At 48.3% G+C, this 25,016-nt stretch carries 23 protein-coding genes; 11 read left to right on the forward strand and 12 right to left on the reverse strand.

Annotated elements, in window-relative coordinates; translation table 11 throughout:
• Positions 1-40 precede the first annotated feature (40 nt).
• Both glpK and LACPH_RS02980 read right to left on the reverse strand, forming a co-directional pair.
• The gene (gene glpK / locus LACPH_RS02975) at positions 41-1,558 is read right to left on the reverse strand and encodes a glycerol kinase GlpK (RefSeq protein WP_274784449.1); all 1,518 of its coding nucleotides are present in this window, start codon (positions 1,556-1,558) and stop codon (positions 41-43) included.
• Between the two features lie 229 nt (positions 1,559-1,787).
• A complete protein-coding gene (locus LACPH_RS02980) occupies positions 1,788-2,507 on the reverse strand; it encodes a glycosyltransferase family 2 protein (protein WP_306387246.1) in 720 nt (239 codons plus the stop codon).
• A 355-nt stretch (positions 2,508-2,862) separates the two neighbouring features.
• Here LACPH_RS02980 and LACPH_RS02985 point away from each other — a divergent pair, with 355 nt between their 5' ends.
• The 9 genes from LACPH_RS02985 (at position 2,863) to LACPH_RS03025 (ending at position 12,204) form a co-directional block, all read left to right on the forward strand.
• A complete protein-coding gene (locus LACPH_RS02985; RefSeq protein ID WP_010493473.1) occupies positions 2,863-4,029 on the forward strand; it encodes a galactokinase in 1,167 nt (388 codons plus the stop codon).
• Between the two features lie 65 nt (positions 4,030-4,094).
• Complete coding sequence (gene galE / locus LACPH_RS02990) at positions 4,095-5,090, forward strand: UDP-glucose 4-epimerase GalE (protein WP_274784451.1); 996 nt, start codon at positions 4,095-4,097, stop codon at positions 5,088-5,090.
• Positions 5,087-6,544: a UDP-glucose--hexose-1-phosphate uridylyltransferase gene (locus LACPH_RS02995; protein WP_274784452.1), complete on the forward strand. Its 1,458-nt coding sequence runs from the start codon at positions 5,087-5,089 to the stop codon at positions 6,542-6,544. The genes galE and LACPH_RS02995 overlap by 4 nt, the downstream gene beginning before the upstream one ends.
• A 42-nt stretch (positions 6,545-6,586) precedes the next feature.
• Positions 6,587-7,582 (forward strand): LacI family DNA-binding transcriptional regulator, encoded by a 996-nt coding sequence (locus LACPH_RS03000; protein WP_274784453.1) that lies wholly within the window; start codon positions 6,587-6,589, stop codon positions 7,580-7,582.
• A 33-nt stretch (positions 7,583-7,615) separates the two neighbouring features.
• Positions 7,616-8,626, forward strand: coding sequence for an aldose epimerase family protein (locus LACPH_RS03005; protein WP_274784454.1), 1,011 nt, complete (start codon positions 7,616-7,618; stop codon positions 8,624-8,626).
• A 214-nt stretch (positions 8,627-8,840) separates the two neighbouring features.
• Complete coding sequence (locus tag LACPH_RS03010; protein ID WP_306387247.1) at positions 8,841-9,566, forward strand: hypothetical protein; 726 nt, start codon at positions 8,841-8,843, stop codon at positions 9,564-9,566.
• A gap of 313 nt (positions 9,567-9,879) precedes the next feature.
• Complete coding sequence (locus LACPH_RS03015) at positions 9,880-10,374, forward strand: PTS sugar transporter subunit IIA (protein WP_274784456.1); 495 nt, start codon at positions 9,880-9,882, stop codon at positions 10,372-10,374.
• Between the two features lie 14 nt (positions 10,375-10,388).
• Positions 10,389-10,697, forward strand: coding sequence for a PTS sugar transporter subunit IIB (locus LACPH_RS03020; RefSeq protein WP_010493481.1), 309 nt, complete (start codon positions 10,389-10,391; stop codon positions 10,695-10,697).
• 55 nt (positions 10,698-10,752) lie between these two features.
• Entirely contained in the window at positions 10,753-12,204 is a 1,452-nt protein-coding gene (locus LACPH_RS03025) for a PTS galactitol transporter subunit IIC (protein WP_274784457.1), read from the forward strand.
• 122 nt (positions 12,205-12,326) lie between these two features.
• Here LACPH_RS03025 and LACPH_RS03030 read toward each other — a convergent pair whose 3' ends face one another.
• The 10 genes from LACPH_RS03030 to LACPH_RS03075 form a co-directional block, all read right to left on the reverse strand.
• The gene (locus LACPH_RS03030) at positions 12,327-12,521 is read right to left on the reverse strand and encodes a hypothetical protein (protein WP_274784458.1); all 195 of its coding nucleotides are present in this window, start codon (positions 12,519-12,521) and stop codon (positions 12,327-12,329) included.
• A gap of 202 nt (positions 12,522-12,723) precedes the next feature.
• Entirely contained in the window at positions 12,724-13,491 is a 768-nt protein-coding gene (locus tag LACPH_RS03035) for a sulfite exporter TauE/SafE family protein (protein ID WP_274784459.1), read from the reverse strand.
• Positions 13,492-13,610: 119 nt separating this feature from the next.
• A complete protein-coding gene (locus tag LACPH_RS03040; RefSeq protein WP_274784460.1) occupies positions 13,611-14,636 on the reverse strand; it encodes a serine hydrolase domain-containing protein in 1,026 nt (341 codons plus the stop codon).
• Between the two features lie 81 nt (positions 14,637-14,717).
• Positions 14,718-15,398: a DUF4867 family protein gene (locus LACPH_RS03045; RefSeq protein WP_274784461.1), complete on the reverse strand. Its 681-nt coding sequence runs from the start codon at positions 15,396-15,398 to the stop codon at positions 14,718-14,720.
• A gap of 20 nt (positions 15,399-15,418) precedes the next feature.
• Complete coding sequence (lacC, locus tag LACPH_RS03050; protein ID WP_274784462.1) at positions 15,419-16,357, reverse strand: tagatose-6-phosphate kinase; 939 nt, start codon at positions 16,355-16,357, stop codon at positions 15,419-15,421.
• Between the two features lie 249 nt (positions 16,358-16,606).
• The gene (locus LACPH_RS03055) at positions 16,607-17,608 is read right to left on the reverse strand and encodes a tagatose 1,6-diphosphate aldolase (RefSeq protein WP_274784463.1); all 1,002 of its coding nucleotides are present in this window, start codon (positions 17,606-17,608) and stop codon (positions 16,607-16,609) included.
• Positions 17,609-17,667: 59 nt separating this feature from the next.
• Entirely contained in the window at positions 17,668-18,186 is a 519-nt protein-coding gene (lacB, locus tag LACPH_RS03060) for a galactose-6-phosphate isomerase subunit LacB (RefSeq protein WP_025013209.1), read from the reverse strand.
• 45 nt (positions 18,187-18,231) lie between these two features.
• Entirely contained in the window at positions 18,232-18,660 is a 429-nt protein-coding gene (gene lacA, locus LACPH_RS03065) for a galactose-6-phosphate isomerase subunit LacA (RefSeq protein WP_010493495.1), read from the reverse strand.
• Positions 18,661-18,720: 60 nt separating this feature from the next.
• On the reverse strand, positions 18,721-19,485 hold the full coding sequence (locus LACPH_RS03070; RefSeq protein ID WP_274784464.1) for a DeoR/GlpR family DNA-binding transcription regulator: 765 nt from the start codon (positions 19,483-19,485) through the stop codon (positions 18,721-18,723).
• A gap of 499 nt (positions 19,486-19,984) precedes the next feature.
• Positions 19,985-20,611 (reverse strand): HAD family hydrolase, encoded by a 627-nt coding sequence (locus LACPH_RS03075; RefSeq protein WP_274784465.1) that lies wholly within the window; start codon positions 20,609-20,611, stop codon positions 19,985-19,987.
• 65 nt (positions 20,612-20,676) lie between these two features.
• On the opposite strand from LACPH_RS03075, the gene LACPH_RS03080 reads away from it, so the two are divergent.
• Positions 20,677-21,801: an exonuclease SbcCD subunit D gene (locus tag LACPH_RS03080; RefSeq protein WP_274784466.1), complete on the forward strand. Its 1,125-nt coding sequence runs from the start codon at positions 20,677-20,679 to the stop codon at positions 21,799-21,801.
• Positions 21,798-24,923, forward strand: a complete 3,126-nt coding sequence (locus LACPH_RS03085; RefSeq protein WP_306387248.1) for an AAA family ATPase — start codon at positions 21,798-21,800, stop codon at positions 24,921-24,923. The genes LACPH_RS03080 and LACPH_RS03085 overlap by 4 nt, the downstream gene beginning before the upstream one ends.
• The last annotated feature ends 93 nt before the right edge of the window (positions 24,924-25,016 follow it).

Genomic DNA, 25,016 nt, shown 5'->3' on the forward strand with positions numbered 1-25,016 from the left:
CTCCTTTTGAATAATGATTGAATGATATTTTTAAAAAGAATTAGTTGTGTTTGTCCGTATGTTTGTACATCTGGGTGGCGGCAACGGCTTGCTTCCAGCCTTCGTACAGATAATCACGGTCGACGGCGTCCATTTGCGGTTCGAACCGCTTGCCGACCTTAACAATGCTTTGCAGTTCATCGGTGTTGTTCCAGAAACCTGTGGCTAAGCCGGCAAAGAAAGCAGCGCCCATCGCGGTGGTTTCAAGGTTAGCGGCCCGCTCGATCGGAATCCCCAGAATATCGGCCTGGAATTGCATCAGGTAATCATTGTTGGCGGCCCCGCCATCAACGCGCAGTGCTGGAATCGGCATACCGGTATCGGCGTTCATCGTGTCGACAACATCGCGGGATTGATATGCAAGCGATTGCAAAGTTGCCTTAATAAAATCTTCGCGGGTCGTACCGCGAGTAATACCGAAAATCGCGCCACGGGCATCGGAATCCCAGTAAGGAGCCCCTAAGCCGGTAAAGGCAGGAACGACATAGACTTCATTTTGACTTTTTGATGCCAAAGCGGCGGCTTCCGAATCACTTGAGCGTTCGATCATTTTCATTGCATCGCGCAGCCATTGAATGGCACTGCCGGCAACGAAGACCGAGCCTTCAAGTGCGTAGGTGACTTTGCCATCAAGACCATAGCCGATGGTGGTCAGCAGATTGTTATTGGAAAGGGTTGGTTTGTCGCCGGTATTCATGACGATGAAGGCACCGGTTCCGTAAGTGTTCTTGACCATACCCGGTTGAATGGCCAGCTGACCGAACAAAGCGGCTTGCTGGTCCCCGACCATGCCGGCAATTGGAACGGTGCTGCCGAAGAAGTGATAAGCAGCGGCATCGCCATAAATTTCCGAGTTACTGCGGACTTCCGGCAACATTTGCTTAGGAATGTTCAGAATGCGCAGAATTTCGTCGTCCCAATCTAACTTATGAATGTTAAATAGCATGGTTCGGGAGGCGTTGGTGTAATCCGTCACGTGAATAGCGCCGCCGGACAGCTTCCAGGAGAGCCAGGTATCAATTGTCCCAAAAAGCAGTTCACCTTTTTCCGCACGTTCCTGTGCGCCTGGAACATGATCCAGAATCCAACGAATTTTGGTCGCTGAGAAATAAGAATCAATCAGCAGGCCCGTAGCATCGTGAATAAGATCGTCGTAACCATCAGCTTTGAGTTGATCGGCAATCTCGCTGGTTTGCCGGGATTGCCAGACAATGGCGTTATAAATCGGCAAGCCCGTTTGCTTATCCCAGACAACCGTGGTTTCCCGCTGATTGGTGATGCCGATTCCGACGATTTGCCGCGGCTGAATATGTGATTCAATGAAAGCCGTGGCAATCGTTGACAGGGCAGCGTTCCAGATTTCGTTAGCGTTATGCTCTACCCAACCGGGATGCGGAAAATACTGCGGGAACTCGCGTTGTGCATCCGCCACTTTTTGCCCATTATGGTCGATGATGATGGTCCGGGTGCTGGTAGTTCCTTCATCAATCGCTAAAATATATTGTTGTTCGTTTGTCACGATTAGCTACCTCCAGTGAAATATAATTGCACACAATGAAAACGTTTCCGGTAATAGTTATACCTGATCGCCGGGACGAATGCAAGCATTATGCTTATATAAATCATAAGTTATTTTAACCATAAGACCTATATTCGCAATTGAGAATATAGATTGCTTGTCTTTTCGGTGAAACTGCGCCCCGACTAAACAGAAAACCCGGCATGGCGGCCGGGTTAGGTAAGGCTGATTAGATGAGTCGTTTGAGCTGATAAATGTGGTCAAAAATCTTGTCTTCCTGCCGCCGGTCGTCCCAAGAGAAGTTGTGCATGGTGCTGTTCGGCCGGTTGATTTTTTTGTACAGAACCGTTGGATTGTAAGCATACTTGCCGCGAGTATGGGCAACATATTCGGCGGTGAAGTCATAGTCTTCAGCAATCCGCAGCTGCTCTTTATAGCGAATGTTGCCGGCGTCCAAAGCGGTGTGGGAAAATGCTTTATTCCAGATATATCCGCCGATTTCCGTTCCGTGATGAGAAACCTGTTCAAACATTTCGGCTTGTGACAATATCCGGAACCGATTAGGACCGCCGCGACTGCGATGCCACCAATCGTAACCAACCGCTGTCGCAACGACGCCCGGGGTGAAACCACGCACAAGTGTCTCGGCAAAAGTAGGCGCGATCAAATCGTCACCGTCAACAAAGGCAATAAACCGGCCATTGGCGTGATCAATCCCGAAGTTGCGGGCGGCGCCAATACCACGATGACGATCAAAGGCCGTAGCATGGTAATTTGGCACGCCGCGTACAAAATCGGCCGCTGTTTGTGCCGTTCGGTCCGTTGAAGCATCATCGATGAGCCACAGTTCCACATCAATTGTCTGTTCCTGAATGGTTTTAAGGGTAGCCGGCAGATACCGGCCAAGATTATACGTTGGCACAATAATGGATAAGTCTAAATTTGTCATAAAAACCTAAACCTCCTTGGCGGCACCTCAATTATGCACGGCGCCTAAGCGGTTGAATCATTGCAATATCGGTTCTTTGCTTTGATCATTATCGTCAGTTTTTGGTAGCCGTCAATTAAAACGACTTGGTTGCCCGCAAGCACGCTGATGAATTCGGCATAAGCAGCGGTGGGATATTAAAATTTTAGTAAAACATAACCAGATAACACAGCAAGGAACGGACATATGCCTCAATCCAAATAAAATATTTTGACAATAGCGCTTCCATTTGCACAACTTTTTTAGTAAAATAAAAACGGTTACAAAAATCGCGAACAAATTGACTTATCTGTTTTAAATATAGGAGGAATTCAGAGTGAACAGTACAGATGTTACGAAAGGCTTTACGGAGCAATTTGGTAAGCAGGCGGAGCATACGTTCTTCGCGCCTGGGCGGATTAACCTGATCGGCGAACATACCGATTACAATGGCGGGCACGTTTTCCCTTGCGCGATTTCGCTTGGGACTTATGCCGCAGTTGGTGCCAATGAAGACAATGCGTTCCGGTTGTATTCAGCTAACTTCCCTAAGGTAGGGATTATCGACATTCCGTTCCCGGATCTTTTCCAGGAAAAACGCGGCTTGTGGACAGACTATTTCCAAGGCATGGCGCGGGTGATGAAGACGGCGGGGATTAATTACACCCACGGCTTGAATGTTTATATTAATGGTAATTTGCCGGATGGCGCTGGCTTGTCGAGCTCAGCTTCATTGGAAATGCTGGTCGGCACGATTCTGAACAATCTTTTTGACGGCGGATTTGCCCCGTTGGATTTGGTTAAGTTCGGCGTGAAAGTCGAAAACGATTATATCGGCGTTAACTCCGGGATCATGGATCAGTTTGCCATCGAAATGGGCCGCGCCAACCAAGCAACGCTGCTGGATACGAACACCATGAAATACGAGTATCTGCCAGTTGAAATGGGCGACAACGTGATCGTTATCATGAACACCAACAAGCGCCGCGAATTGGCTGATTCCAAGTACAACGAACGCCGCAGTGAATGCGAAAAGGCTTTGGCAATGCTGCAAAAAGGCATCGACGTGAAGAGTCTTGGCCAACTGACTGAAGACGAATTTGATGAAAACACGTATCTCATCTATGATCCGATTCTGATCAAACGTGCGCGTCATGCGGTTTTTGAAAACCAACGGACATTAACGGCGGCACAAGCACTGCAAAAAGGCGACCTGACGACCTTCGGCAAGCTGGTTTCCGCCTCTGGGGTTTCCTTGGCATTTGATTATGAAGTTACCGGCGTTGAACTCGATACCTTAGTTACTAACGCCTTGAAACAACGCGGTGTCTTAGGTGCACGGATGACCGGTGCCGGGTTTGGCGGCTGTGCGATTGCTATTGTCAACAGCGCTGACGTTGAGGACTTTATTAGTAATGTTGGCAAGGCTTATACTGAAAAGATCGGCTATGATGCTCACTTCTATGTGGCCGACATTGCCGACGGAGCTAAGCAGTTAAACTAGCGCTGGCGGAATATCAGTCAACGCAGACGGATGCAGAAGCAAAAAGTAAAGGAGAAAATATTAACATGACAATTGCAGTTTTAGGTGGCGCAGGCTACATCGGTTCACATACGGTTAAACAACTATTGGCTGACGGGGAAGATGTCGTTGTTTTAGACAACTTGATTACCGGTCATCGCAAGGCGGTTGATCCGCGCGCCCGGTTTTACCAAGGCGACATTCGCGATTACCACTTCCTGAGTCAGGTCTTCAGCAAGGAAAAGATCGACGGCATCGTGCACTTTGCGGCCTTTTCGATTGTGCCGGAATCCATGAAAGATCCGCTGAAGTATTTTGACAACAACACCGGTGGCATGATCACGCTGCTTGAAGCGATGAACCAGTTCGGCATTAAAAAGATTGTCTTCTCATCGACCGCTGCTACTTATGGCGAACCGAAGCAGGTACCAATTAAGGAAACCGATCCGCAAGTGCCAACCAACCCGTACGGCGAAAGCAAACTGGCCATGGAAAAGATCATGCACTGGGCCGACATTGCTTATGGCCTGAAGTTTGTTGCGCTGCGGTACTTCAACGTGGCTGGGGCAATGCCAGATGGTTCGATTGGTGAAGATCACCATCCTGAAACCCACTTGATCCCGATCATTTTGCAGGTTGCGGCAGGTACCCGTACCGGTCTGCAAATCTATGGCGATGATTACCCAACCAAGGACGGCACCAATGTTCGTGATTATGTACATGTGGTTGATTTAGCTGATGCCCACGTACTGGCATTGAAGTATTTGAACGCGGGTAACCAGTCATCGGCCTTCAATATCGGCTCCGCTCATGGCTTCTCGAACTTGGAGATTTTGAACGCTGCCCGTAAAGTGACCGGGCAGAAGATCCCGGCAACCATGGCGCCGCGGCGTGCAGGCGACCCAAGCACCTTAATCGCCAGCTCGGACAAGGCACGCGACATCTTAGGCTGGAAACCGAACTATGATGACATCGACAAAATTATCGAGACTGCCTGGAACTGGCACGAGAATCATCCGGAAGGCTTTGGTGACCGTAATTGACCGCAATTACCAATCATATTGAGACCATTATTAAGCTGAATCCTGATTATACCCACATGGACGCCGTGTACCTGACCAACAAGTTGCTGAACCTAATCGGGGATGCTGCGCTTGATCTGCCAGGTGACGAGGATCCGTTGAAAAATCTGGATTTGATGGTTCAAGCCGCCCAGGATAACGGTAAAATTCCGGATTCACAGTCAGCCCACCAGATTCTTGAAGCGCAGCTGATGGATTTTGCCACGCCAACTCCGAGTCGCGTCAACCAAATGTTCTGGGATAAGTATCAGGCGGGTCCACGGGTCGCAACTGACTGGTTCTTTGCTTTAAGTCGGGCGAATAATTACATTCAAACCCGGGCGATTGCCAAGAACTTGGTCTTTCCGGCCAAAACCGAGTATGGTGACTTGGAAATTACGGTCAACCTCTCCAAGCCGGAAAAGGATCCGAAAGATATTGCCGCCGCAGCCCACGCCCAGTCCGGTTATCCGGCATGTGCGTTGTGCCTACAAACGGAAGGCTATACGGGCCGCAGTAATTTTGCTGCGCGCACGAACCACCGGATTATTCGCTTCTTATTAGGTGGGAAAACCTGGGGCTTCCAGTACTCGCCTTATGCGTATTTCAACGAGCATGCGATCTTCTTGGATGCCATTCATGAACCGATGGTGATCGATCAGAGCACATTTGAAAATCTGTTGGCGATTGTGGCCATGTTCCCGACGTATTTTGTCGGCTCCAACGCTGACTTGCCAATTGTTGGCGGTTCGATGCTGGCTCACGAGCATTATCAAGGTGGCCGGCATACGTTCCCGATGGCTAAGGCGCCGATTGAGACCCAAGTCGAAATTAGCGGCCATCCGCAGGTTTTCGCCGGCATCGTGAAGTGGCCGATGAGTGTCATTCGCTTGGTCAGCGCTGATCGCGAAGAACTGGTGAATGCTGCTGAGCATGTTCGGCAGGTATGGGATCAGTATACGGATGAATCCGTTGACGTGCGGGCATTTGTGGACGGTAAGCCGCACCACACCGTGACACCGATTGCTCGTCGTGTTGGCTCCGAATACCAGCTTGATCTGGTTTTGCGTGACAATCAGACCAGCAAGCAGTATCCTGACGGTATTTTCCACCCGCATCAGGATGTCCAACATATTAAAAAGGAAAACATCGGACTGATTGAAGTGATGGGACGCGCCATTTTACCAGCACGGCTCAAGACGGAATTGGCTGAAGTGCAAAAATATTTATTAGGTGAAGCCAATGACATGAAGCCGATGCACAAAGCATGGGCAGACCAGCTTAAGGCCAAATACCAGTGGACGCCGGAGAATGCAGAGGCTCAGCTGCAAGAAGCTGTAGGCCGCGTCTTCGCCCGCGTGCTGGAAGATGCCGGCGTGTTCAAACGCGATGAAATCGGCCAGGAAGCGTTTGGCCGCTTCTGCCGCTCGCTTTAAGCACACCTTTTGGCAGCACAGTCAGGGAAACGGAGGGAATCGATGACCACGATTACAGATATTGCGAAGGCGGCGGGGGTGTCGATCGCTACGGTTTCGCGAATTTTGAATTACGACGCGACGCTGGCTGTGACGCCAGAAACGCGGCAGCGCGTTTTGAAAACCGCTGAGAAACTAGCGTATAAACCGCGACGACGCAAACGGGTACCCACTCAGACAACGGTGGCGCTTGTCCAATGGCGCAGTGAGCAGGAAGAACTGAACGATCTTTATTACTTGCAAATTCAATACGCAATTGAAGCCAAAGCAGCCAGCGTTGGTTACCATTTGCAGAATTTTCACCTCGAGCAGCTGGATAGTGACAGTGTTGCTAACATCCAAGGCATCATTGCTTTAGGTAAATATGACGCCGGCGAAGTGGCTAAAATGAAAGCACTGGGACTGCCGGTGGTCTTTGTCGATCAGAACATGCTGGCGTTCGACTGCGATTCGGTTACCGCCGATTATGCCGGGCCAATTAAAGAGATCATTGCGCATTTTCGCAAAGTCGGCATTGACGATATTGGTTTTCTCGGCGGACTTGAGACCAGTCGCAGTGGCCGCGAGCAGTTTCAGGATGTGCGCACGGTAACGTTTGATCGTGTGGCGAAAGACGCCGGACTTGCACGCCCTGAGTTTCGGTTAATCGGCGAATTTACGCCGGATTCAGGTTACCGCTTGATGAAAAAGGCGATCGAAACGTTAGGCGATCAATTGCCGCACGGCTTCATTATCGCCAATGACACCATGGCGGTCGGCGCGTTGCGGGCTTTGAACGAGGCTGGCTTAGCAGTGCCGCAACGGGTGTCCGTCATTAGCTTTAACGATGTGGCAGTCGCCAAGTTCACGACGCCGCCATTATCGACGGTCCATGCTGCCACGGATCAAATGGGCCAGACGGCGGTTGAGTTGTTGCAGGCAAGGCTGAGTGACGCCAAGCGGGTGCCACGCCAAGTCAATTTTAAGAGTGAGCTTGTGATGCGGGCTAGCAGTTTGTAGCGAGTCGCAGCATCACTGATTAAGGAGGGTATGATGGACGTTTCAGTTGAACAATATGGTCAGTACCAAGGACACGACCTGTATGAACTAACCTTGACCAATGATCAGGGAATGGTAGTCAAACTGTTAAACTACGGCGCCACTTTGGAAAAAGTGCTGCTGCCGGAAGCTGACGGGTTGCACAATATGATTCTTTCGCTGCCAAGTCGTGAGGATTACTCAAAAGAGCGTAATTTTCTAGGCGGGACGGTTGGCCGCATTGTCGGCCGGATCCGCGGTCACGTTTGGCAACATGGCGATGTCAAAGTCGACTTGCCCATGAATGAAGGCAATAACCATATTCATGGCGGGGATGACGGCCTCGATCGGCAAGTTTACAATTTCCGCATCGAAAAAACGGCAACGACCGCCAGCACCAGCTTTACGTTTGTTGATCCGGACGGCCACAACGGCTATCCCGGCAATCTCAAGCTGCAAGTTACCTATACGCTGACCAACACGAATGCCTTACAGTACCGAGTTGATGCGCTAAGTGACGCGGAAACGCTCTTCAATCCGACTAACCATACTTACTTCGCGTTGGATCAACCAGCGACGATTGATGACACCACCTTGACAATTCCGGCTGATGACTACAAGCCATTAGACGCCGAACACTTGCCAAATCAAGGCTGGCAGCCAGTAGCTGGCACCGTGTTCGATTTTCGTCAAGGCCAAAAACTCGGCGATGTCATCCACACCCGCGCCGATCAAATCACGTCCGAACGCGGGATCAACCATCCATTTCTTTTGAAAAACGGCAAAACACTGGCGGCTAAGCTTCAAACAGCCAAGCACACTATGACCCTAGTCACCACGGCACCAAGTGTGGTTGTCTACACCGCCAATCACTTCGATGGCACCGGCATTCCTCACAACATCAAACAATTCGACGGTGTGGCCCTTGAATGCCAGTTTGCGCCGGTTAGCGGGGATGATCTGTCAGCGATTACGTTGTTGCCAGGGGAGCCGTTTACGTTGGCGAATACTTGGACGTTTGAGTAAAGTGTATTTGGTCGCTATTCTCAGTTTGTAGGATTAAAAGAAGGTTTTATGGAAGAAAGGAGTTTTCCTTAGCACTGGGGAAGCTTCTTTTTTTGTTCAAGTCATATTGGTATTTTGATAAAAGTCGTATTCCTTGTTTTACATAATCATTTTAGGTATATTGTGGTTGAATCTTGGTGATGCTTTGTGCAAGCGACTTCTGGAGGAAACGATCATGAAAACAAAGTGGCAGCATTTACCAAGCGCATTACAAGGTATGATCCTGGGTGCTATCTGGTTTGCCTTAGCATTGGTATTTATCGGCTATAATTTTCCGACTGAACAGAACTTAGCACCAGTGTCGCTTTCGCCGTTTGTTCCACTATTATCAAGGATAGACGGTGTTGTAACCGCTGATTGGACGCAATTTTCGTTCTGGTTTATTCTGTTACTCACACTGTACAGCGTTTTTCGAGTTACCCTGCAAGGTCGCATGCAGTATTCGCTTCAGCAGGTGTTAAGAATGATGATGCCATTGTGGCTATTTACGATTGCCATCATCTTTATAACAACTTTTTGGTTACCCGTGACAGGATTGGAAAACTTTTCGCTGTTCGAACGGTCGAGCGTGACACTGGGACTGCTGATCTTTATGGCGCTATTTGTTGGGTCTTTTCAACTATACGGTGAAATGATTCGTTATAGCTCAAAACGGGGAAGGATTATAAGGCTAGTTTGCTGGATCGTTTTCCTTTTCGGGATCATTTATGTAATGACACACGTGAGTTTCACGCTTCACGGAAAACAGATTTTGGAAAATTCGTTCTTCTTCGGTAATATTGATCAAAATTCTTGGTCCGTGCCATTTTGGCCAAGTTGGGCGATAGTTGTGGGGTTGATCTTAGTGTCCTGGTTAGCCATAGGCAGTAAGCAAGTTAAATTTCGTCATCCCCAAAATTAGCATATTTCCTATTATGATTTTTGGAGTCTAGATAATTAAATAACCCCAAAACAAATGGTCAGCAATTTAATTGTTGGCCATTTGTTTAATTGTGTTCCTTTTTGTTAGGTATTATTACAATAAACACAATGATGACACTTTTTTTGCAAAGTTTAATAGACGGTCTGAGTGCAGACATAACAAGGACTCGAACACGAGTAAAAATTGACGAGACGATTTGCAAACCTTTTCTAAGATTTTCTTGACTCCTGAAAGCGTTTGAATATAATTAAGAGTGAACAGAAACAAACATTAATTAACAGGAGTGAAGGAAATGGCTGAAGCGCTTGAGAATGACCTTTTTGATTCAAAATTAGTTTTTGTCGAGGACGGTGATGATCAGGATACCATTTTTAAACAAGTCTCCGATCGGCTGTTGGCGGCAGGTGCAGTAAAACCAGATTTCTACCAACATCTTAGCGAGCGGGAGAAGAACTATCCGACAGGCATTGATATGAGTGTTGTCAATCCTGAATATCCCAATGTTGCGATCCCGCATACCGAAGGAGAATTCGTTAATGTTCGCAAAGTTGTGCCGATCCGCCTTGAGAAGCCAATCGAATTTGCGAATATGATTGCGCCAGATCAAAAGCTCCAGGTTAGTTTTCTGTTCATGATTTTGAACAATGATCCTGAAGGCCAGGCCAATGTCTTGGCTCAGATCATGGATTTTCTGACGACGTCTTCAGCTGAGACATTAGAAAAATTGTTCAAGGCTGAGGACCCGGCAACCATTTATAACATTTTAGTAACAGGTTTTAAAAAATAAGGAGGACTTTTGTTATGACAGTTAAGATTTTGGCAGCATGCGGTGCAGGCGTTAACTCCAGTCACCAAATCAAGGATGCTATCGAGAAGGAATTCAAGAAGCGCGGTTACAACGTGCAAGCTGATGCGGTGATGGTCAAAGATGTTAATGAAGACATGATGAAGAACTATGACATCTTCACACCAATTGCGAAAACAGACTTAGGTTTCACCCCCACAATTCCAGTGATTAACGCAGGCCCAATTTTGTATCGGATGCCAGCGATGGCCAAACCCGTTTACGACAAGATTGAAGGGGTCATTAAGAAAGAAAATCTGAAGTAGTCTATGGTCTGATGGCGATGAACCATCGGATACATATAAGGGAGTGAGAAGTTTCATGCAAACCATTATTGACTTGGCTAACACCATTTTTAAGCCAATTATTGATTTAGGGGCAGCACCGATCATGTTGATCGTGCTAACCTTGATCGCTTGGGCAGTCGGTGTTAACTTCTTCCATGCGTTGGAAGGCGGCATCAAGCTTGCGATTGCGATCACCGCGATCGGGAGTGTTATCGGTTTATTGACCACAACGTATCAGCCAGCGTTGAATGCGTTTGTTAAATCAACTGGCATTAATCTTTCCATCACCGATTTAGGCTGGGCACCACTGGCAACGATTACTTGGGGTTCACCGTACACATTATTCTTCTTAGCAATTTTGGTAATCGTTAACCTGATTCTCTTGTTCTTGAATCGCACGAATACGTTGGATGTTGATATTTTTGATATCTGGCACTTATCATTTACCGGTTTACTGGCTATTTATTTCGGGGCCAACCTGTTTGTTGCTACTATTCTGGTTATCTTTATCGGCATTTTGAAGATCATCAATTCTGATCTTATGAAGCCGACATTTAATGATTTACTTGATGACTGGGAAAACCCAATGACCACAACCCATTTGAATTATATGATGAACCCGGTCATCATGATCTTTGATAAGCTATTTGACAAGTTGTTCCCATGGTTAGACAAATACGACTTTGATGCTGCAAAGCTGAATGAAAAGATTGGCTTCTGGGGCAGTCGATTTGCCATTGGGATTTATCTAGGAATCTTTATCGGATTAATCTCTCATCAGAGTGTTAAATCCATTGCAACGCTGGCCTTTATGGCTGCAACCTGCTTGGAGCTGTTTAGTATCATCGGTTCTTGGTTTATTGCCGCTGTTGAACCACTGTCACAAGGTGTTAGTGATTTTGCCAACAAACGTCTTGGCGGCCGGATGTTGAACATCGGACTTGACTGGCCGTTCTTAGCTGGCCGTGCCGAAATCTGGGCAGCTGCCAACGTTTTGGCACCTATCATGTTGCTTGAAGCACTTGTTTTACCAGGCAACGGGATTTTACCTTTAGGCGGTATTATCGCCATGGGTGTTACCCCAGCATTGTTAGTTGTTACTCGTGGTAAGATCATTCGGATGATTGTCATTGGTGCAATTGAACTGCCACTGTTCCTTTGGGCAGGCACACTGTCAGCACCATTCATTACGCACACAGCTCGTGCTTTGCACGCACCGGGGATTCCTTCCACTGGCTTGTTCTCAGCGTCAACCAAGGAAGGCCCGATTGAACAATTCATCGCCGTTCTTGTTGGTAAAGCTTCTAAGGGCGAAATGATGATGGTTCTGTATGCTGCATTGGCATTAGTCGCATATACCGCATTATTCTTCTGGTATCGCCATGAAATGATGAAGCGGAATCAGAAGTACTCTGACGATGGTAAGGAAGTTGCTGACGATGTTAAATTCGTGCCAACGCACGGCGCAGCTAGCTCAGCCGAATAAGCTTTGTTTGCAAAATAAAAAGTAAGCTGGAAAAGTCCTCATTCGTTGGGGGGCTTTTTTAGTTTGTCATTTAAGCACAAAAAAAGTTGCGGATATACGCAACTTAAGAAAAAGAATTATCGTTATTGGTTCAGTCGGTTAGCTCGCCGCTTCTTACGGTCAAAAACATGATCTATCTTGAGAAGCTGATACAGTGCATAACATGCAGTGACCATGACTAAAACTTGAGTAAATGTATTTTTGAAGATCCCATTGGCAATTGCGACAAGTGTGACAACGCCAAGCCAGATGAGATAGGTTTTTCTTCGATTTGTCACGAGCAAACACCTCCGCTACTTATTAACTAATTCTATTGTACCGTAGTTTTTGCACAATTTCCACACAATAAAAAACTTTTTAAAACAAAAAAGAACAAATAGAGTTCCGGATTTTTTAAACCTTCACAAAAAAGACTAACCAGCACGTTTAGATGCATGCGAGTTAGTCTTTTCAATATCCAGATCGTTGATTTTTGACGTGCTAAAAATACGCCTGCACAAACAAATCAGCCGCCAACCCAAACGCAGCAAACGCAATTAAAATCCGTAACAGTCTGACTGGCACGTGCCGCACAACGATCGGACCACAGTAGCCGCCGATCAGAAAGCCGATGCCAAGCGGGAGAACAACTAGCCAATCAATTTTGCCAGTCCATGCGTAAATAATCGTCGCGACTGCGTTAGCCATGAAGGCCATGACGTTTTTGAAGGCGTTAAGCACCGCAAATCGCTGGGGTAGGCTGAGCGTTAAAATTGCGAGGATAATGACGCCGCCTGCCGCACCGAAGTAACCGGTGTAAGCGCCGATTAAGAAGAGACCGATGGCTTTTAAACCTAGGCCGAATTTGTTTTGATCGCGTAAGGCAGGGACGTTTCTGCGATCAGCTTGACGGCCACTGACTAGGAGGAGAATACCGGCTGACAGAATAAAGAAAGGCACGATATGTTCGAATGTGGATGCCGGCTCAATAAGTAAAAGTGCAGATCCTAGAATGCCGCCTGCTAGCGTGAGGGCGGTTAAGCCGGTGACCAGTTTGCCTTCACCGCGAAGTTCGCGGGATGATGATGCGGTTGCGCCAATACCGGAAAGCACGAGTCCGGCTGTATTGGTTACGTTGGCAATGACTGGCGGGATGCCGGCTATGAGGAGTGCTGGGTAGGAAACTAACGAAGCTAAGCCAGCGATCGAAGCCAATAAGCCGCCGAGGATGCCGGCACCGATAAAGTAAATGAATAACCAAAATGTCATGGTTGCGCCCCATCTGTTTTTCAATTTTTCTCTGTTAGTGTCTCGCTAAGATGTTATGAATGTCAAGAAAACCCCGGTTGAAGTTGGTGGCTTCAGCCGGGGTTTCTTGTCTATGAAGTTTAAAGTTCTTGTGCAGCCTGCTGAATTTTATCAACGAATTCCGTCATATCAGCTTGCGGCTTTAAGACATTGGTCAGAGCGACCGCAGCCTTCTTCTGCTTGCGGTTGATGCTGAGCAAGCCAGTATAGCCGAGGACACTGCCGCTGTTGCCTAACCAGCCGTCAGCAAGCTTGTGCCAGCCGAATCCGTAGCCGCCTTCAGCAGCCTTGAAGATGGTTTCCCAGCTTCCTGCTTTGAGCAGCTTGCCTTTCAACACAGCTTGCGCAAACTTTTCAAGATCGTCGATTGTTGTGACTAAGCCGCGATCTGTCTGATTTTCATCACCTTTACCAGCGAGGTTCGGGTTGCCGGCAATCCAATGATAGCTTTCGGCAAAAGCGTGTGAGGTGCCGATTTTGGTATGTGTCAAAGCCAAAGGATCGTAAATGTTTTCCTTCAAAATGGCTTCAAGCGGGCGTTCCTCAGTGAGCCGATCAAGCACTTCGCCTAGCAAAATGGCGTTGGTGGCGCTGTAAGCAGTCTGGCTACCTGGCTTGAAGGCTAACGGTTGATCATCAACGACATCCAAGACTTTAGCCAGGTCCATGTCCGCGGCATTGTGCTGGTTGATTTGTAAGGCCAGACGCTCATCCGGCAAAGTTGCCGGCGCGTTCGCCTTGAACGGTTCAGCCATGAGCGTTAAGTAATCGGGAATCCCGCTTTGCATCGTGGCAAGCTGGCCGATGGTGATTTTGTCAGCTTGCTTATATTCAGGCACGTATTGTGACAGTTTGTCGGTCAGTTTTAGCGCGCCTTTTTCGACAAATTGCATGAGCAAAACGCCAAAGAATTGTTGCGTGACAGTTCCGGCACCGCTGAGCGTATGCGATGCGAATGGAACCTTCATATCGATATGGGCAAAGCCTTGCGAATCTGCTGCTAACTCTTTGTCGGCAGTTACCACTGCGACAGCGCCGTTATAGTGTTCGGTTTGTAAGGAACGACTTAATGGTGATTCATCTTTAACTGATTCTAGTTCTACCATAAAAAACGCCTCCAAAAATGAACGATCGGTCGAGTCTTAGCTTGTGCTTGTTGGGGCATCGGCGTCATCGGCCATCACTAACTAATCTAAATGTGCTACCTTGACGAGCTCACCTGTCACGCCGACTTGGATCCCTTGCTTGATTTTATCGGTGCGGGTGGCATGAACGACTTGGAACTTATTTTGTTTAACGATCAGTTTGTTGTCAGTGTGGTAATCAGCTGGTAAGGGTTGATTACTGCCGCGGATCAGCATCACGATAAACTTGAACCCACTGGCATGGGCTTCACATGGGCTGTAGTGCAACGTGTCGCTGAAGAATTCAACCACGGTGCCAGCTGGAACGAAGAACAGTTTAGCATCCTTTTCCGCGTTGAATTTGCCAGCGTGCATTTGGCCGCGCTTGCCGATGACCATGACGACATCTGTGAAAAATACGTTCACTTCACTGCCTTGGTGGAATTCCACGGCGGTTAAAGTTTCGGCGTGGCCAGCACATTCGCCTGCTTCGATTGGCAGGCCAGCGAAAACATCGCGGCCGATTTGCTGGACAACCGGAATCTTTTCCATGTCCGGGTTTGACGGAACGTAGAGGTTGGCTGTGGTTGGGGCAGGGATGTTGACGTTTTGGTCCATGAACGTTTTGAGCTCACTGACATCGTATTGCGGGTAGGTGACGCCGTAATCGGCAAACGCCGGATCCGTTAGCTGATGAATCTGCTTATCTGGATTCAACTGCTGAATCTTTTCAAAAGTTGACATTTAATGGCTTCTTTCCAAAATTAGTAATTTTCAATCGTGACTTTGGCAAAATAGGTATCGAACTTCGCCGGGTTGATGAAGCCGGTTTCTGCTTCCATCGTGTTGAGCATCCCAGTGGTCATCGCCGTCTTCATAATGTCTTCGTCAGACTTGCCATCGTGAATGCCCATGGCGAGCCCGGCTAAGGTTGAATCACCAGAACCAACCGGATTGACGACCTGAATCTTAGGAATGGCGGCGTGATAGAACTTGTCTTGATGCTTAACAAAGGCGCCTGCTGATCCCAAAGAAACGACAATCCAATCAACGCCGTCAAAAATCGGATCCTGGAGGTCTTGTTTCAACGCGGCATAATCGGTTTTATCGACTTTGCGGTTAAGCAGACCAGCCAGTTCTTCTTCGTTTGGCTTGATCAAAAGGGGCTTCACTGGTGCTTCGAGTGCGGACTTCAAAGTGGCGCCCGATGTGTCGAGCAAGACTTTGACATTTTTGGCGCCAGCGTGGGCGATCATTTGCGTGTAATAGTCTTCCGGAAGTCCTTGCGGCATGGAACCGGAGATCGTCAGCAGGTCTGCCTGATCCAGCAATTTGTCAAAGTGATCGAGAAACTTCTGCGCATCTTCAGGGGTAATCGTTGGTCCGGCTTCAAGAATCTCGGTTTGCTTGCCGTCATCATGCAGCATTGCGATGGAACTACGGGTTTCCGCATCGATCGGCAGAAAATCATGGGCGATGCCATCGCGATCCAATTGATTCTCCAACCATTTGCCAAAATAGCCGCCAATAAAGCCGGTCGCAGTAAGATCGTGATCCAGCATGTGAATCACCCGGGAAACGTTCAGCCCCTTACCGCCAGCGGTCTTGCGAACATTTTTGACGCGATTCACCGTGTCGATTTTAAGATGTTCGAGTGGGTAGGAAACGTCGATTGAGGGGTTTAAAGTGACGGTTAAAATCATGAATTTCTTCTCCTTCTGAGCGTGAGCTGGCGCGGTTAGGAGCCGGAGTGTAAGCGGCCTTGGGCGTGATGGCTCGTTTTTGGCCATTGCGACCAAGGTCCTTACATGCAGGCTCCTGCGCCAGGGAACGCGTTATGATGAGCCTGAGCTGGCGTGCATTCATTCAAACGTAACGCTGCACTGCCGCCAGTCGTTCATTTAATAAAAGCCGATTCCCTGGGGAGTCGGCTTTTATGGCCTACACACGAACTAATCGTGAGTAACCTTGTCCGTCCAAGGGGTGGCAGTTTCAGCCAAAACCTTGTTCAAACGATCGATGTTAGCTTTGCCTTCGGTTTCCAGCCACTTCTTGCCGGCAGCTTCGCCTTCAGCAGCAAATGGCTTAACGCCTGGCTTCCAGGTTGCCCGACCGCAGAGAACACCGTTAAAGGTTGAACCTGCTTCCTTAGCGAATTTGAGTTCTTCGAGGAATAATTCATTTGAAACGCCTGCCGAAAGGAAAATAAACGGCAGATCGGTGGCATCTGACTGTGCCTTGTAGTACTTAGCGGCTTCTTCCTTGGTATAAACCGGGGTCACACCTTCATCGGTAAAGCCTTCAACAAACTTCTGGTCAACCGGAACTTCAACTTTGAGGACAGAAACGTTGTATTGTGGCTTGCTGAATTCCTTGGTGATCTTGATAACCTTTGCTGGCTTAGCCTTGGCCCATGCGGCAGTGCCGGTTTCGTTGGTCTTGCCATCATAGGAGACCAATTCAAGGAACAGCGGCAGGTCGTTGGCCTTAGCTTCAGCACCGACACGTTCAACAAAAGCATACTTGCGATCGTTGATGCTGTCTGGTTCGTCTGGATCAATGTACAGCAAGAACTTAACCGCGTCGCCGCCTTCGTTCTTGATGCGCAATGCACTCTGATTGTCGATCAAATCAGGGAAACGGCCAGGTTCGGTCGCATCGTAGCCAGTCTTTTCGTAAGAAAGCAGCAAGCCGGCCTGAGGTGCCCGAACCTTTGCAGCTGGCAAGCCATATTCCGGATCCAGCAAAATGGAGCTAGCGTACTTGGTTAATTCTTCAGAAACAGCCTTTTTGAAATCAACAATCGTGGTTTCGTCAGCCGGCTTGTTAGCAGCGGCTGCTAGCATTTTCTTCAGGGAACCACGTTGATCAATGGCCAAAGCGGAGATAACGTTGTTGTCATCGGAAAGTTGTTGTAAATGTTTAAATTGACCCGCAGTAAGGTTAACAGTCATATGAAAATTCCTCCAATTTAGTAAAGGTTAGTGAGCGCGTTAACGCTCATGAAGCCAAATTAGTCGTGATAAACGCCTTCGTCCCACTTTTCGAGTTCAGCATCGAAGAAGTGTGGGTTGTCTTTTTGTTCTGGATTAGGCTTAGCAATTTTGTCAATCTTGTCGATGATCTTCTTGTTTTCCGGTGTTTCCTTGTAGGTTGCGTCAAGGAAAGCCTTAACCGTATCTTCAATTAAGTGGATACCGGTAACGGCCCCGCCAATGCCTAAGACGTTGGCATTCAATTGTTCACGGGCATAAACTGCCGAAGTTGCATCGTTGGCCATCGCGGCACGGACGCCTTCGTTTTTATCGGCAGCAGTTGAGATACCGATACCGGTTCCGCACATCACGATACCTAAATCTGCGCGTCCATCAGCAACGTCTTCGGCAACGCGTTTGCCATAAATTGGGTAGTGAGTACGATGCGTGTCATAGGTACCTTCATCAATTACCTTGTAGCCCATGTCTTTCAGCATATTGGAGACTTGGATTTTTTCATTGGTGACAATGTGGTCATTTCCGATTGCAATAATCATTAGGATGAAACTTCCTTTCTTGGCTTAAATAAACGGAGACGTAACTTAGATCATTTTTTCCAACATATCTAACCGAATCTGATGACGGCCACCAGCGTATTCAGTGTCGAGGTAACGTTGAACGATAGCAATGGCACGATCAGGGCCGGTGATGCCGGTACCGATCGCAATTGCCTTGGCGCCATTGTGTTCAGCGGTCATGTGCGCCGTGTTTTCTTCTTGAACAACAGCAGTGACCATGCCTTTGACTTTGTTAGAAGCCATAGCTGAGCCAACGCCATAGCGGTCGAACATAATCGCTTTGTGAGCGTCGCCGTTCAGCAACTTCTTTGTAACTGCCAAAGCAGATTCAACAAAATCTTCAGCAGGTTCAGGGGTTACATCGGCAACTTGATACTGATGATCCTCCAAATACTTCTTAACCTGTTCCTTCATTGCAAATCCATCTTTGTCTGCACCAATAATGACATCCATGATATACTATTCTCCTTCTTTGTTTGTGAGCGTGAACCGGCTCCTGCGCCAGTGAACGCCTTACGATTTTCCTACGATAACAGAGGTATACTCGCTAAAATGCTGCTTATCGTCAGCGCTGATACCATGATCCGTGATGAGGCCATCGGTTTGATCGAGGTCATAGAAGCTGTAAAAATCTTGCCGATTCAGTTTAAAATGATCCGCAGCAACAAACTTCATGCCGGCATTGTTCAGGGCAATCCGCTGCGTCTGGCCTTCTTCAGGGCTGGCATTGCTGATATGGTTGTCGGCAATCCCGTTGACACTGATAAAGGCCTTGGTGGTCGTGAGGTGAGCTAACATCTCATTAGCTAAGCTGCCAATGAAAGCACCGGAGCGCTCTCGCAGCTGGCCACCAATCAGTTTCAGTGAAAAATAATCTGCACGATCCTGAAAACTCTGAAAAACAGGAAGGCTATTGGTAATAATGCGCACTTCCGGTTTTTTGAGGTACTGGGAAATGAGTTCCATGGTTGTGCCGGGACCGATGTACACCGTATCGCCTGACGTAATGATGTCTGCGATGGTCGCAGCAATTTTGCGTTTTTCGTTGACGTGAATGGATCGCTTCTCGTTTCGGGATAATTCGGTTAGCGGCTTAAAATGCGTGCTTTGGGCACCGCCGTGAATGCGGATTAACTCATTTCGATCGGCGAGCTCTTCCAGATCCCGACGCACGGTCATGGTTGAAACGCCTAAACTATCACCAATTTCGTTTACGGTCACAATCCCTTTGCGATCCACTAAGTTGCGAATTGTCAGCAAGCGCTCGTCTTTTAACATTGAATCACCTCACATGATCTGTTCGTTGTTGTTTGTTTTTGTTCCTTATTACATTTTTAAGTTACCACCGGCGACACCATTCGTCAAGCTCATAATGACAATGTTTAACGCCAAGTTTGCGATTTTTGAACGCCTTGTCCGCTTTCTTAAGTCATCGATTATTGCCTGAATAAGCTCACAAAATGCCCGAAAAAGTGAACAGAATATAACAAGCCTTAACATATGGTATATACCGGTTGCGGAAAATCTCACGGGCTTGTGATTGCAACAGAATAGAAGTCATTAAATGACGAGCTTTTTTGATGAAGGAGAACGTGTGTCACCTGCTGCACCAATCAGTTGATAAAGACAAAGAAAAGTCGGCTCCTGCAGGCAAAGTTTGTCGCGGGTCGGCTTTTCTAAATCTTCTATATGAAAATGATTGATTTCTTGTCCATTTTTGGCCTTCTGAAAATTGCGTTAGCGGATTAAATGCGTAGTATATAATAGAAACAACCGTTTATCCTAAGTCCGGAAGCTTCAGCAAATCGTCAGCTCGCTGCAAGACGGCGACCCGTGGGGCGACAGCTGGTGAAGGCGGCGTTGTCCACCCAGCGAGTGCAAAAGCGACATTCGCGTTGGCAGCTGCTTGGGCATCGGTCGAGGTATCGCCGATATAGACCGTTGTTTCTGGGTTGCCACCTAGACGTTCGCGAGCCAATGTAATCGGATCGCCAAATGGCTTATTGCGTTTGGCTTCACCAGCGACAACTACCGTCTGAAAATAAGGACTGAAGTGATATTTCTTGTCCTCTTCAAGAAACTGCGGTTTATCTTTTGATGTGACAAGACCGAGTTTATATTGCCGACCTAGCTGTTTAAGAACGGCTTGCATATTAGGAAACCAGCTAACGTCAGTCAAAAAAGCCTTTGAATCTTCCCGCCACTCTTCGTGAACCACGGGAACTTCTTCATCGCTAAAGCCTAGTTCTTTCAAGCTATCAACGCCTGCACGGCCATTGGTCCAAGTCAGATCCTGGATAGGTACCTTGCGACCGTGCCGCCGCAGCGTTTTCTGTAAACCGTAGAGATAACCCTCGACATTATCGAGTAAGGTTCCATCGATATCAAAGATAAACGTGTTCATAAATTTTCCTCCTAAATAACCAATATTATTGTAGCAAGTAAGCGGTAACAAAGAAAGGCGTTCAAATGCGATTCTTACACACAGCCGATTGGCATATTGGCAAAAAATTAAATGACTTTGACTTATTAGCAGACCAGCAGGCAGTTTTTGATCGACTAGTGGCGGTTGCGCAGGCGCAACAGGTAGACGCCATCGTAATTGCCGGCGATTTATATGATCGGGCACTGCCGAGCGAAGCAGCGGTGGCGGTGCTGGACCAGATGCTCGTGAAGTTGAATCGCGACTTGCATTACCCGTTGTTGGTGATCTCGGGCAACCACGATTCGGCGGTGCGTTTGCGAACCGGTCGTTCCTGGTTTTCCGCCACCCAAATGTATGTCAATACGCAGTTAGCCGAAGCATTTACGCCGATTGAGCTTGATGGCGTTCAATTTTTCCTGCTGCCGTATTTTGAGCCGTTCGCGGTTCGCGACTATTTTCAGGATCAGACCATTACAAACGTCGCACAGGCGATTCGGCCGATTGTTGCCAAGATGAAGACGCTGTTCAAACCGGACATGCGGCATATTTTAGTGAGCCATTTTTTTGCAGCTGGCAGTGACCATAGTGCTTCAGAAACGAAGGTGAATGTCGGTGGCTTGGACGCGGTGCCGGTCGATGATTTGGCGGCGTTTGATTATGTTGCGTTGGGACATTTACATAATCATAATGCGCTGCATGGCGAGCCGAAAATTCAATATAGCGGCGCTTTGCTGAAGTATGCAGTAGGCGAGGCGAAGCAGGAGAAAGGTGTTTATATTGTGGACACCGAAATGATGCAGCGGGAATTTATTCCATTAAAGCCGCAGCATGACTTACTGGAATTAAAAGCCAGCTATGCGGATTTGACCGATCCGGCGTATTACCAAAAGCAGGATCGAGATGCCTACATCGGGATTGATTTAACCGATACCCAGGTGATTCCCAACGTGATGGCTCAGTTACGGCAGATTTATCCACGCATCATCAGCTTACGGCGCGAAAATGGTGTCCAGGCGGTGAAGCCACTACAACAGCGGCAACGTGATCTGGATCCGGTCAGTTTATTGAAGGCTTTCTATGAAGAACTGATGCAAACCGAGCTGACGGCTGATCAGCTGAAGTGGGCAAAGTCCGGTCTTGCCGCGGCAGAAAGCGAGCAGAAGCGATGAAACTAAAACAATTACACATGCAGTTTTTTGGCCCGTATGCAGATGAAACGGTTGACTTTGATGATTTTCAGACCAGTCCCTTGTTTCTGATCAGTGGTCCGACCGGTAGCGGGAAAACCACCATTTTTGACGCGCTGGTGTATGCCTTGTATGGCGAAACTTCTGGCGAGCGGGATGGCGTTCAGATGCGGTCGAATTTTGCCAGCCATCATGATTTAACGAAAGTGACGTTGACGTTTGAACATGATGGCAAACACTACTCGGTCACGCGGCAGCCGCAACAGTTGCAACAAAAAAAGCGCGGGGATGGGCTTACCGAGGTTAAGGCCAAGGTCGTGCTGGCGATCGCGGATGGCGATAAGCAAGTCGCGGAATATACCAAGAAGAATCAGGTGCAGGCGCAGTTAGATGCGGTTTTGCATCTGGATGCCAAACAGTTTCGGCAGATTGTTCTGTTGCCTCAAGGCGATTTTCGGCACTTTTTGGATGCGGACAGTAATGCTAAGGAAGATTTGCTACGAGACTTGTTTGGCACGCAGCTCATTCAGCGCTGGCAGACAGCAATGTTAGCCAAAACCAAAGAGCAGGGCGCGGAAATTCAGGATCAGGAACGCATGCTCAACCTGCTGACATCTCAGTTTGATTTTGAAGTCGAGCCAGATGAAAATGCTACCCCAGCGGACAAGTTGGACTTGATGCGGGAGACTGTCGAAAAACAAGCGGTGACAGTTGCGGCACGACAAAAAGCCGCCGATAGTAGTCATCATGCCTATCAGGTTGCACAGGCAGCGCTTCAAGCGGGCAGACAGTTGGCGCAAGCGTTCAAAGATCGCGAACAGACCACCGCTGCGTTGGCGAAACTTGCCGAGCAGGAACCGGTTCAGCAAGACCGTCTGAAACGCATGGCTCAATTAATCTGGGTTCAGCAACATGAAGCCGCTGCGCAACGGGTCGAAACCACAGCGCAGGATTTGGCTAATGCGCGGAAGCAAGCAACGCAGACCAAAGCAACTTTGGTGGCGGCCCAACAGTCCATGGATCAGGCCAAAACAAGCTTGGCCGAGTTGCAGCAACAAGAGCCGACTATCAACGCGAAGCAAAAACAACTTGATCAATTGCAGTCGGTTCGCGAACAACTTGTCAACATGAACGCGCAAAAAGAACAGGTAGCAGTGCAAGCAAATGCAGTCACGAAAGCAAGTGCTGCATTGAAGAAGGCGCAGCAAAAACTCGCGGACGATCAACAAACGCTTACCCAGAAGCAAACCGAATTATCTGACTTGTCAGTGACCGATTTAGCAAGTCAAGCAGCAGAACATAAACAGTTATTGGCGACCTTGACGCCGATTGCAGCGAACTACCAGGAAGCGCAAAAAGATGCCATTACTTTTGGAGAAAAGTTAGCAAAAGTTAAAGCTTCGTTGGAAAAATCGACACAGACCAGCAAAACGACAGCGCAACAACTAAATGACCTGCAACAAACCCAAATCAAGCAGCAAATTTCCCGGCTGGCGGCTAAGCTGGAACCCGGTGCGCCTTGTCCGGTTTGCGGTAGCCTTGAGCATCCTCACCGAGCCGTGGCCACGACCGAACCATTGGTAACCGAGGCGGCCATCAAGCAGGCGGAACAAGCGCGTCAGCAGGCTGCTGCAAAAGAAACAACTCTGCAGACGCAGCTTAAAAATCTTGAAGAGCAGCAGGCAGCGGCTAACAAAAAGGCTAGCGTCGCCAAGCATGACTTTGTGGACACACTGGCCCAGCAACCGAATTTCATGAGTTCTGAGGCTGACCATGACGATATTCTGGCTCAATTGGATGCGCTTGAGACTGAGACTGGCAAGATCGTGAAGGATCTGACTGCAGCTGAAGCGAAACAAACGACGCTTGAAGCAGCATTGAAGTCGTTGCAAACCGCTGTCACGAAGGATACGGACAAAGTTCAGGCTGCTCAAGAGGCGCTTAATACCGCCAAAATTGAGGCTGCTACAGCTACGAGTGCACTGGCGACGATGCAAGCGGCGCTGCCTGAGGGAACCAGTGATTTGGAAACCGTGACGGCACAATCGACGGAACTGACCCAAGCGGTTGACACGTATCAGAAAAACCGACAAGCCGCACAAGACAAAGTAAGCGACTTGGATCGCCAGCTAGCCGGACTCCATGCCGATGAGCGCCACGCCACGGAGCAAATTGCCAAACTGGAAAAAGACCATCAGGAAGCAGCGGCGGCCTTTTTACAAGCAGTAACAGAATATTTTGGCGCAGATGGGTCCAAACAATTTACTGCACTAAAAGAGCAATTGGATCAGTTGCCGATTTTGCAACAGCAGACTCAAGACTATAACAATGCGGTTTTGAAGCAAAAGACGTTATTGGAATCCAGCAATAAAACCATTGGCGATCAGCACGAGCCGGCGCTTGATCAACTTGAAGAGCAGGCCACTTTGACGGAGGCTGCAGCAACCAAAGCCCAGACTGCGTTGATTGAAGTGCAGCAGGCGCATGACACGGCCAAAAAGTTGTTGAAGCAGGCTGCGGACATTTTAGCAAAAAATAAAGCCGCGCTGGCTGCCTATGCTGACTTACAGACGTTGACAACAGTGATGAACGGCAATGGGCCGAAGAAGCTGAGTTTGGAACGGTATGTTCTGCAAGCCTATCTTCAACAAATTCTGGACGTCGCCAACACGCGGCTGCAGGTTCTATCAAATCAGCGCTATCAGTTTGTGCTGCACACCGATCTGGGTACGCAGAAAATTCATTCCGGTTTGGAAATCGATGTTTATGATGATCAGGTTGGCGAACAGCGCGCGGTTCAGACGCTGTCCGGGGGTGAAAGCTTCATCGCAGCCCTTAGTCTGGCGCTAGCATTAGGCGAGGTGATTCAACAGGAAAGTGGCGGCATTAACATTGATGCGTTGTTTGTTGATGAAGGATTCGGCAGTTTGGACACCAATAGCCTTGATGTGGCCATGAACGCCCTTGAATCATTGGAAGGCGAATCGCGGCTGATCGGCATTATTTCCCACGTCACGGAATTACGCGATAATATTCCCGATCAGCTCCAGGTACAACCGGCAGGCACTGGGCGCAGTCGGTTGAAAGTGTTGCATATGGCTTAGTTAAGGGATGTTGAGCGCGGTGCGACAAAGGTTTTACTTGATAGGAATATACCCGTATGGTAATGTTCAATGAAGCGATTGGTATTTTTGAAA

Origin of the sequence: Lacticaseibacillus parahuelsenbergensis (assembly GCF_030770265.1) — a bacterium.
In the GTDB taxonomy this organism is placed as follows: Bacteria; Bacillota; Bacilli; order Lactobacillales; family Lactobacillaceae; genus Lacticaseibacillus; species Lacticaseibacillus casei.

Excerpts from the sequence above, each read along its gene's own strand:
- LACPH_RS02980 (WP_306387246.1), bottom strand. The coding sequence starts at position 2,507 with ATGACAAATTTAGACTTATCCATTATTGTGCCAACGTATAATCTTGGC.
- galE (WP_274784451.1), top strand. The coding sequence starts at position 4,095 with ATGACAATTGCAGTTTTAGGTGGCGCAGGCTACATCGGTTCACATACG.
- LACPH_RS03000 (WP_274784453.1), top strand. The coding sequence starts at position 6,587 with ATGACCACGATTACAGATATTGCGAAGGCGGCGGGGGTGTCGATCGCT.
- LACPH_RS03005 (WP_274784454.1), top strand. The coding sequence starts at position 7,616 with ATGGACGTTTCAGTTGAACAATATGGTCAGTACCAAGGACACGACCTG.
- LACPH_RS03010 (WP_306387247.1), top strand. The coding sequence starts at position 8,841 with ATGAAAACAAAGTGGCAGCATTTACCAAGCGCATTACAAGGTATGATC.
- LACPH_RS03015 (WP_274784456.1), top strand. The coding sequence starts at position 9,880 with ATGGCTGAAGCGCTTGAGAATGACCTTTTTGATTCAAAATTAGTTTTT.
- LACPH_RS03020 (WP_010493481.1), top strand. The coding sequence starts at position 10,389 with ATGACAGTTAAGATTTTGGCAGCATGCGGTGCAGGCGTTAACTCCAGT.
- LACPH_RS03025 (WP_274784457.1), top strand. The coding sequence starts at position 10,753 with ATGCAAACCATTATTGACTTGGCTAACACCATTTTTAAGCCAATTATT.
- LACPH_RS03035 (WP_274784459.1), bottom strand. The coding sequence starts at position 13,491 with ATGACATTTTGGTTATTCATTTACTTTATCGGTGCCGGCATCCTCGGC.
- LACPH_RS03040 (WP_274784460.1), bottom strand. The coding sequence starts at position 14,636 with ATGGTAGAACTAGAATCAGTTAAAGATGAATCACCATTAAGTCGTTCC.
- LACPH_RS03045 (WP_274784461.1), bottom strand. The coding sequence starts at position 15,398 with ATGTCAACTTTTGAAAAGATTCAGCAGTTGAATCCAGATAAGCAGATT.
- lacC (WP_274784462.1), bottom strand. The coding sequence starts at position 16,357 with ATGATTTTAACCGTCACTTTAAACCCCTCAATCGACGTTTCCTACCCA.
- LACPH_RS03055 (WP_274784463.1), bottom strand. The coding sequence starts at position 17,608 with ATGACTGTTAACCTTACTGCGGGTCAATTTAAACATTTACAACAACTT.
- lacB (WP_025013209.1), bottom strand. The coding sequence starts at position 18,186 with ATGATTATTGCAATCGGAAATGACCACATTGTCACCAATGAAAAAATC.
- lacA (WP_010493495.1), bottom strand. The coding sequence starts at position 18,660 with ATGGATGTCATTATTGGTGCAGACAAAGATGGATTTGCAATGAAGGAA.
- LACPH_RS03070 (WP_274784464.1), bottom strand. The coding sequence starts at position 19,485 with ATGTTAAAAGACGAGCGCTTGCTGACAATTCGCAACTTAGTGGATCGC.
- LACPH_RS03075 (WP_274784465.1), bottom strand. The coding sequence starts at position 20,611 with ATGAACACGTTTATCTTTGATATCGATGGAACCTTACTCGATAATGTC.
- LACPH_RS03080 (WP_274784466.1), top strand. The coding sequence starts at position 20,677 with ATGCGATTCTTACACACAGCCGATTGGCATATTGGCAAAAAATTAAAT.
- LACPH_RS03085 (WP_306387248.1), top strand. The coding sequence starts at position 21,798 with ATGAAACTAAAACAATTACACATGCAGTTTTTTGGCCCGTATGCAGAT.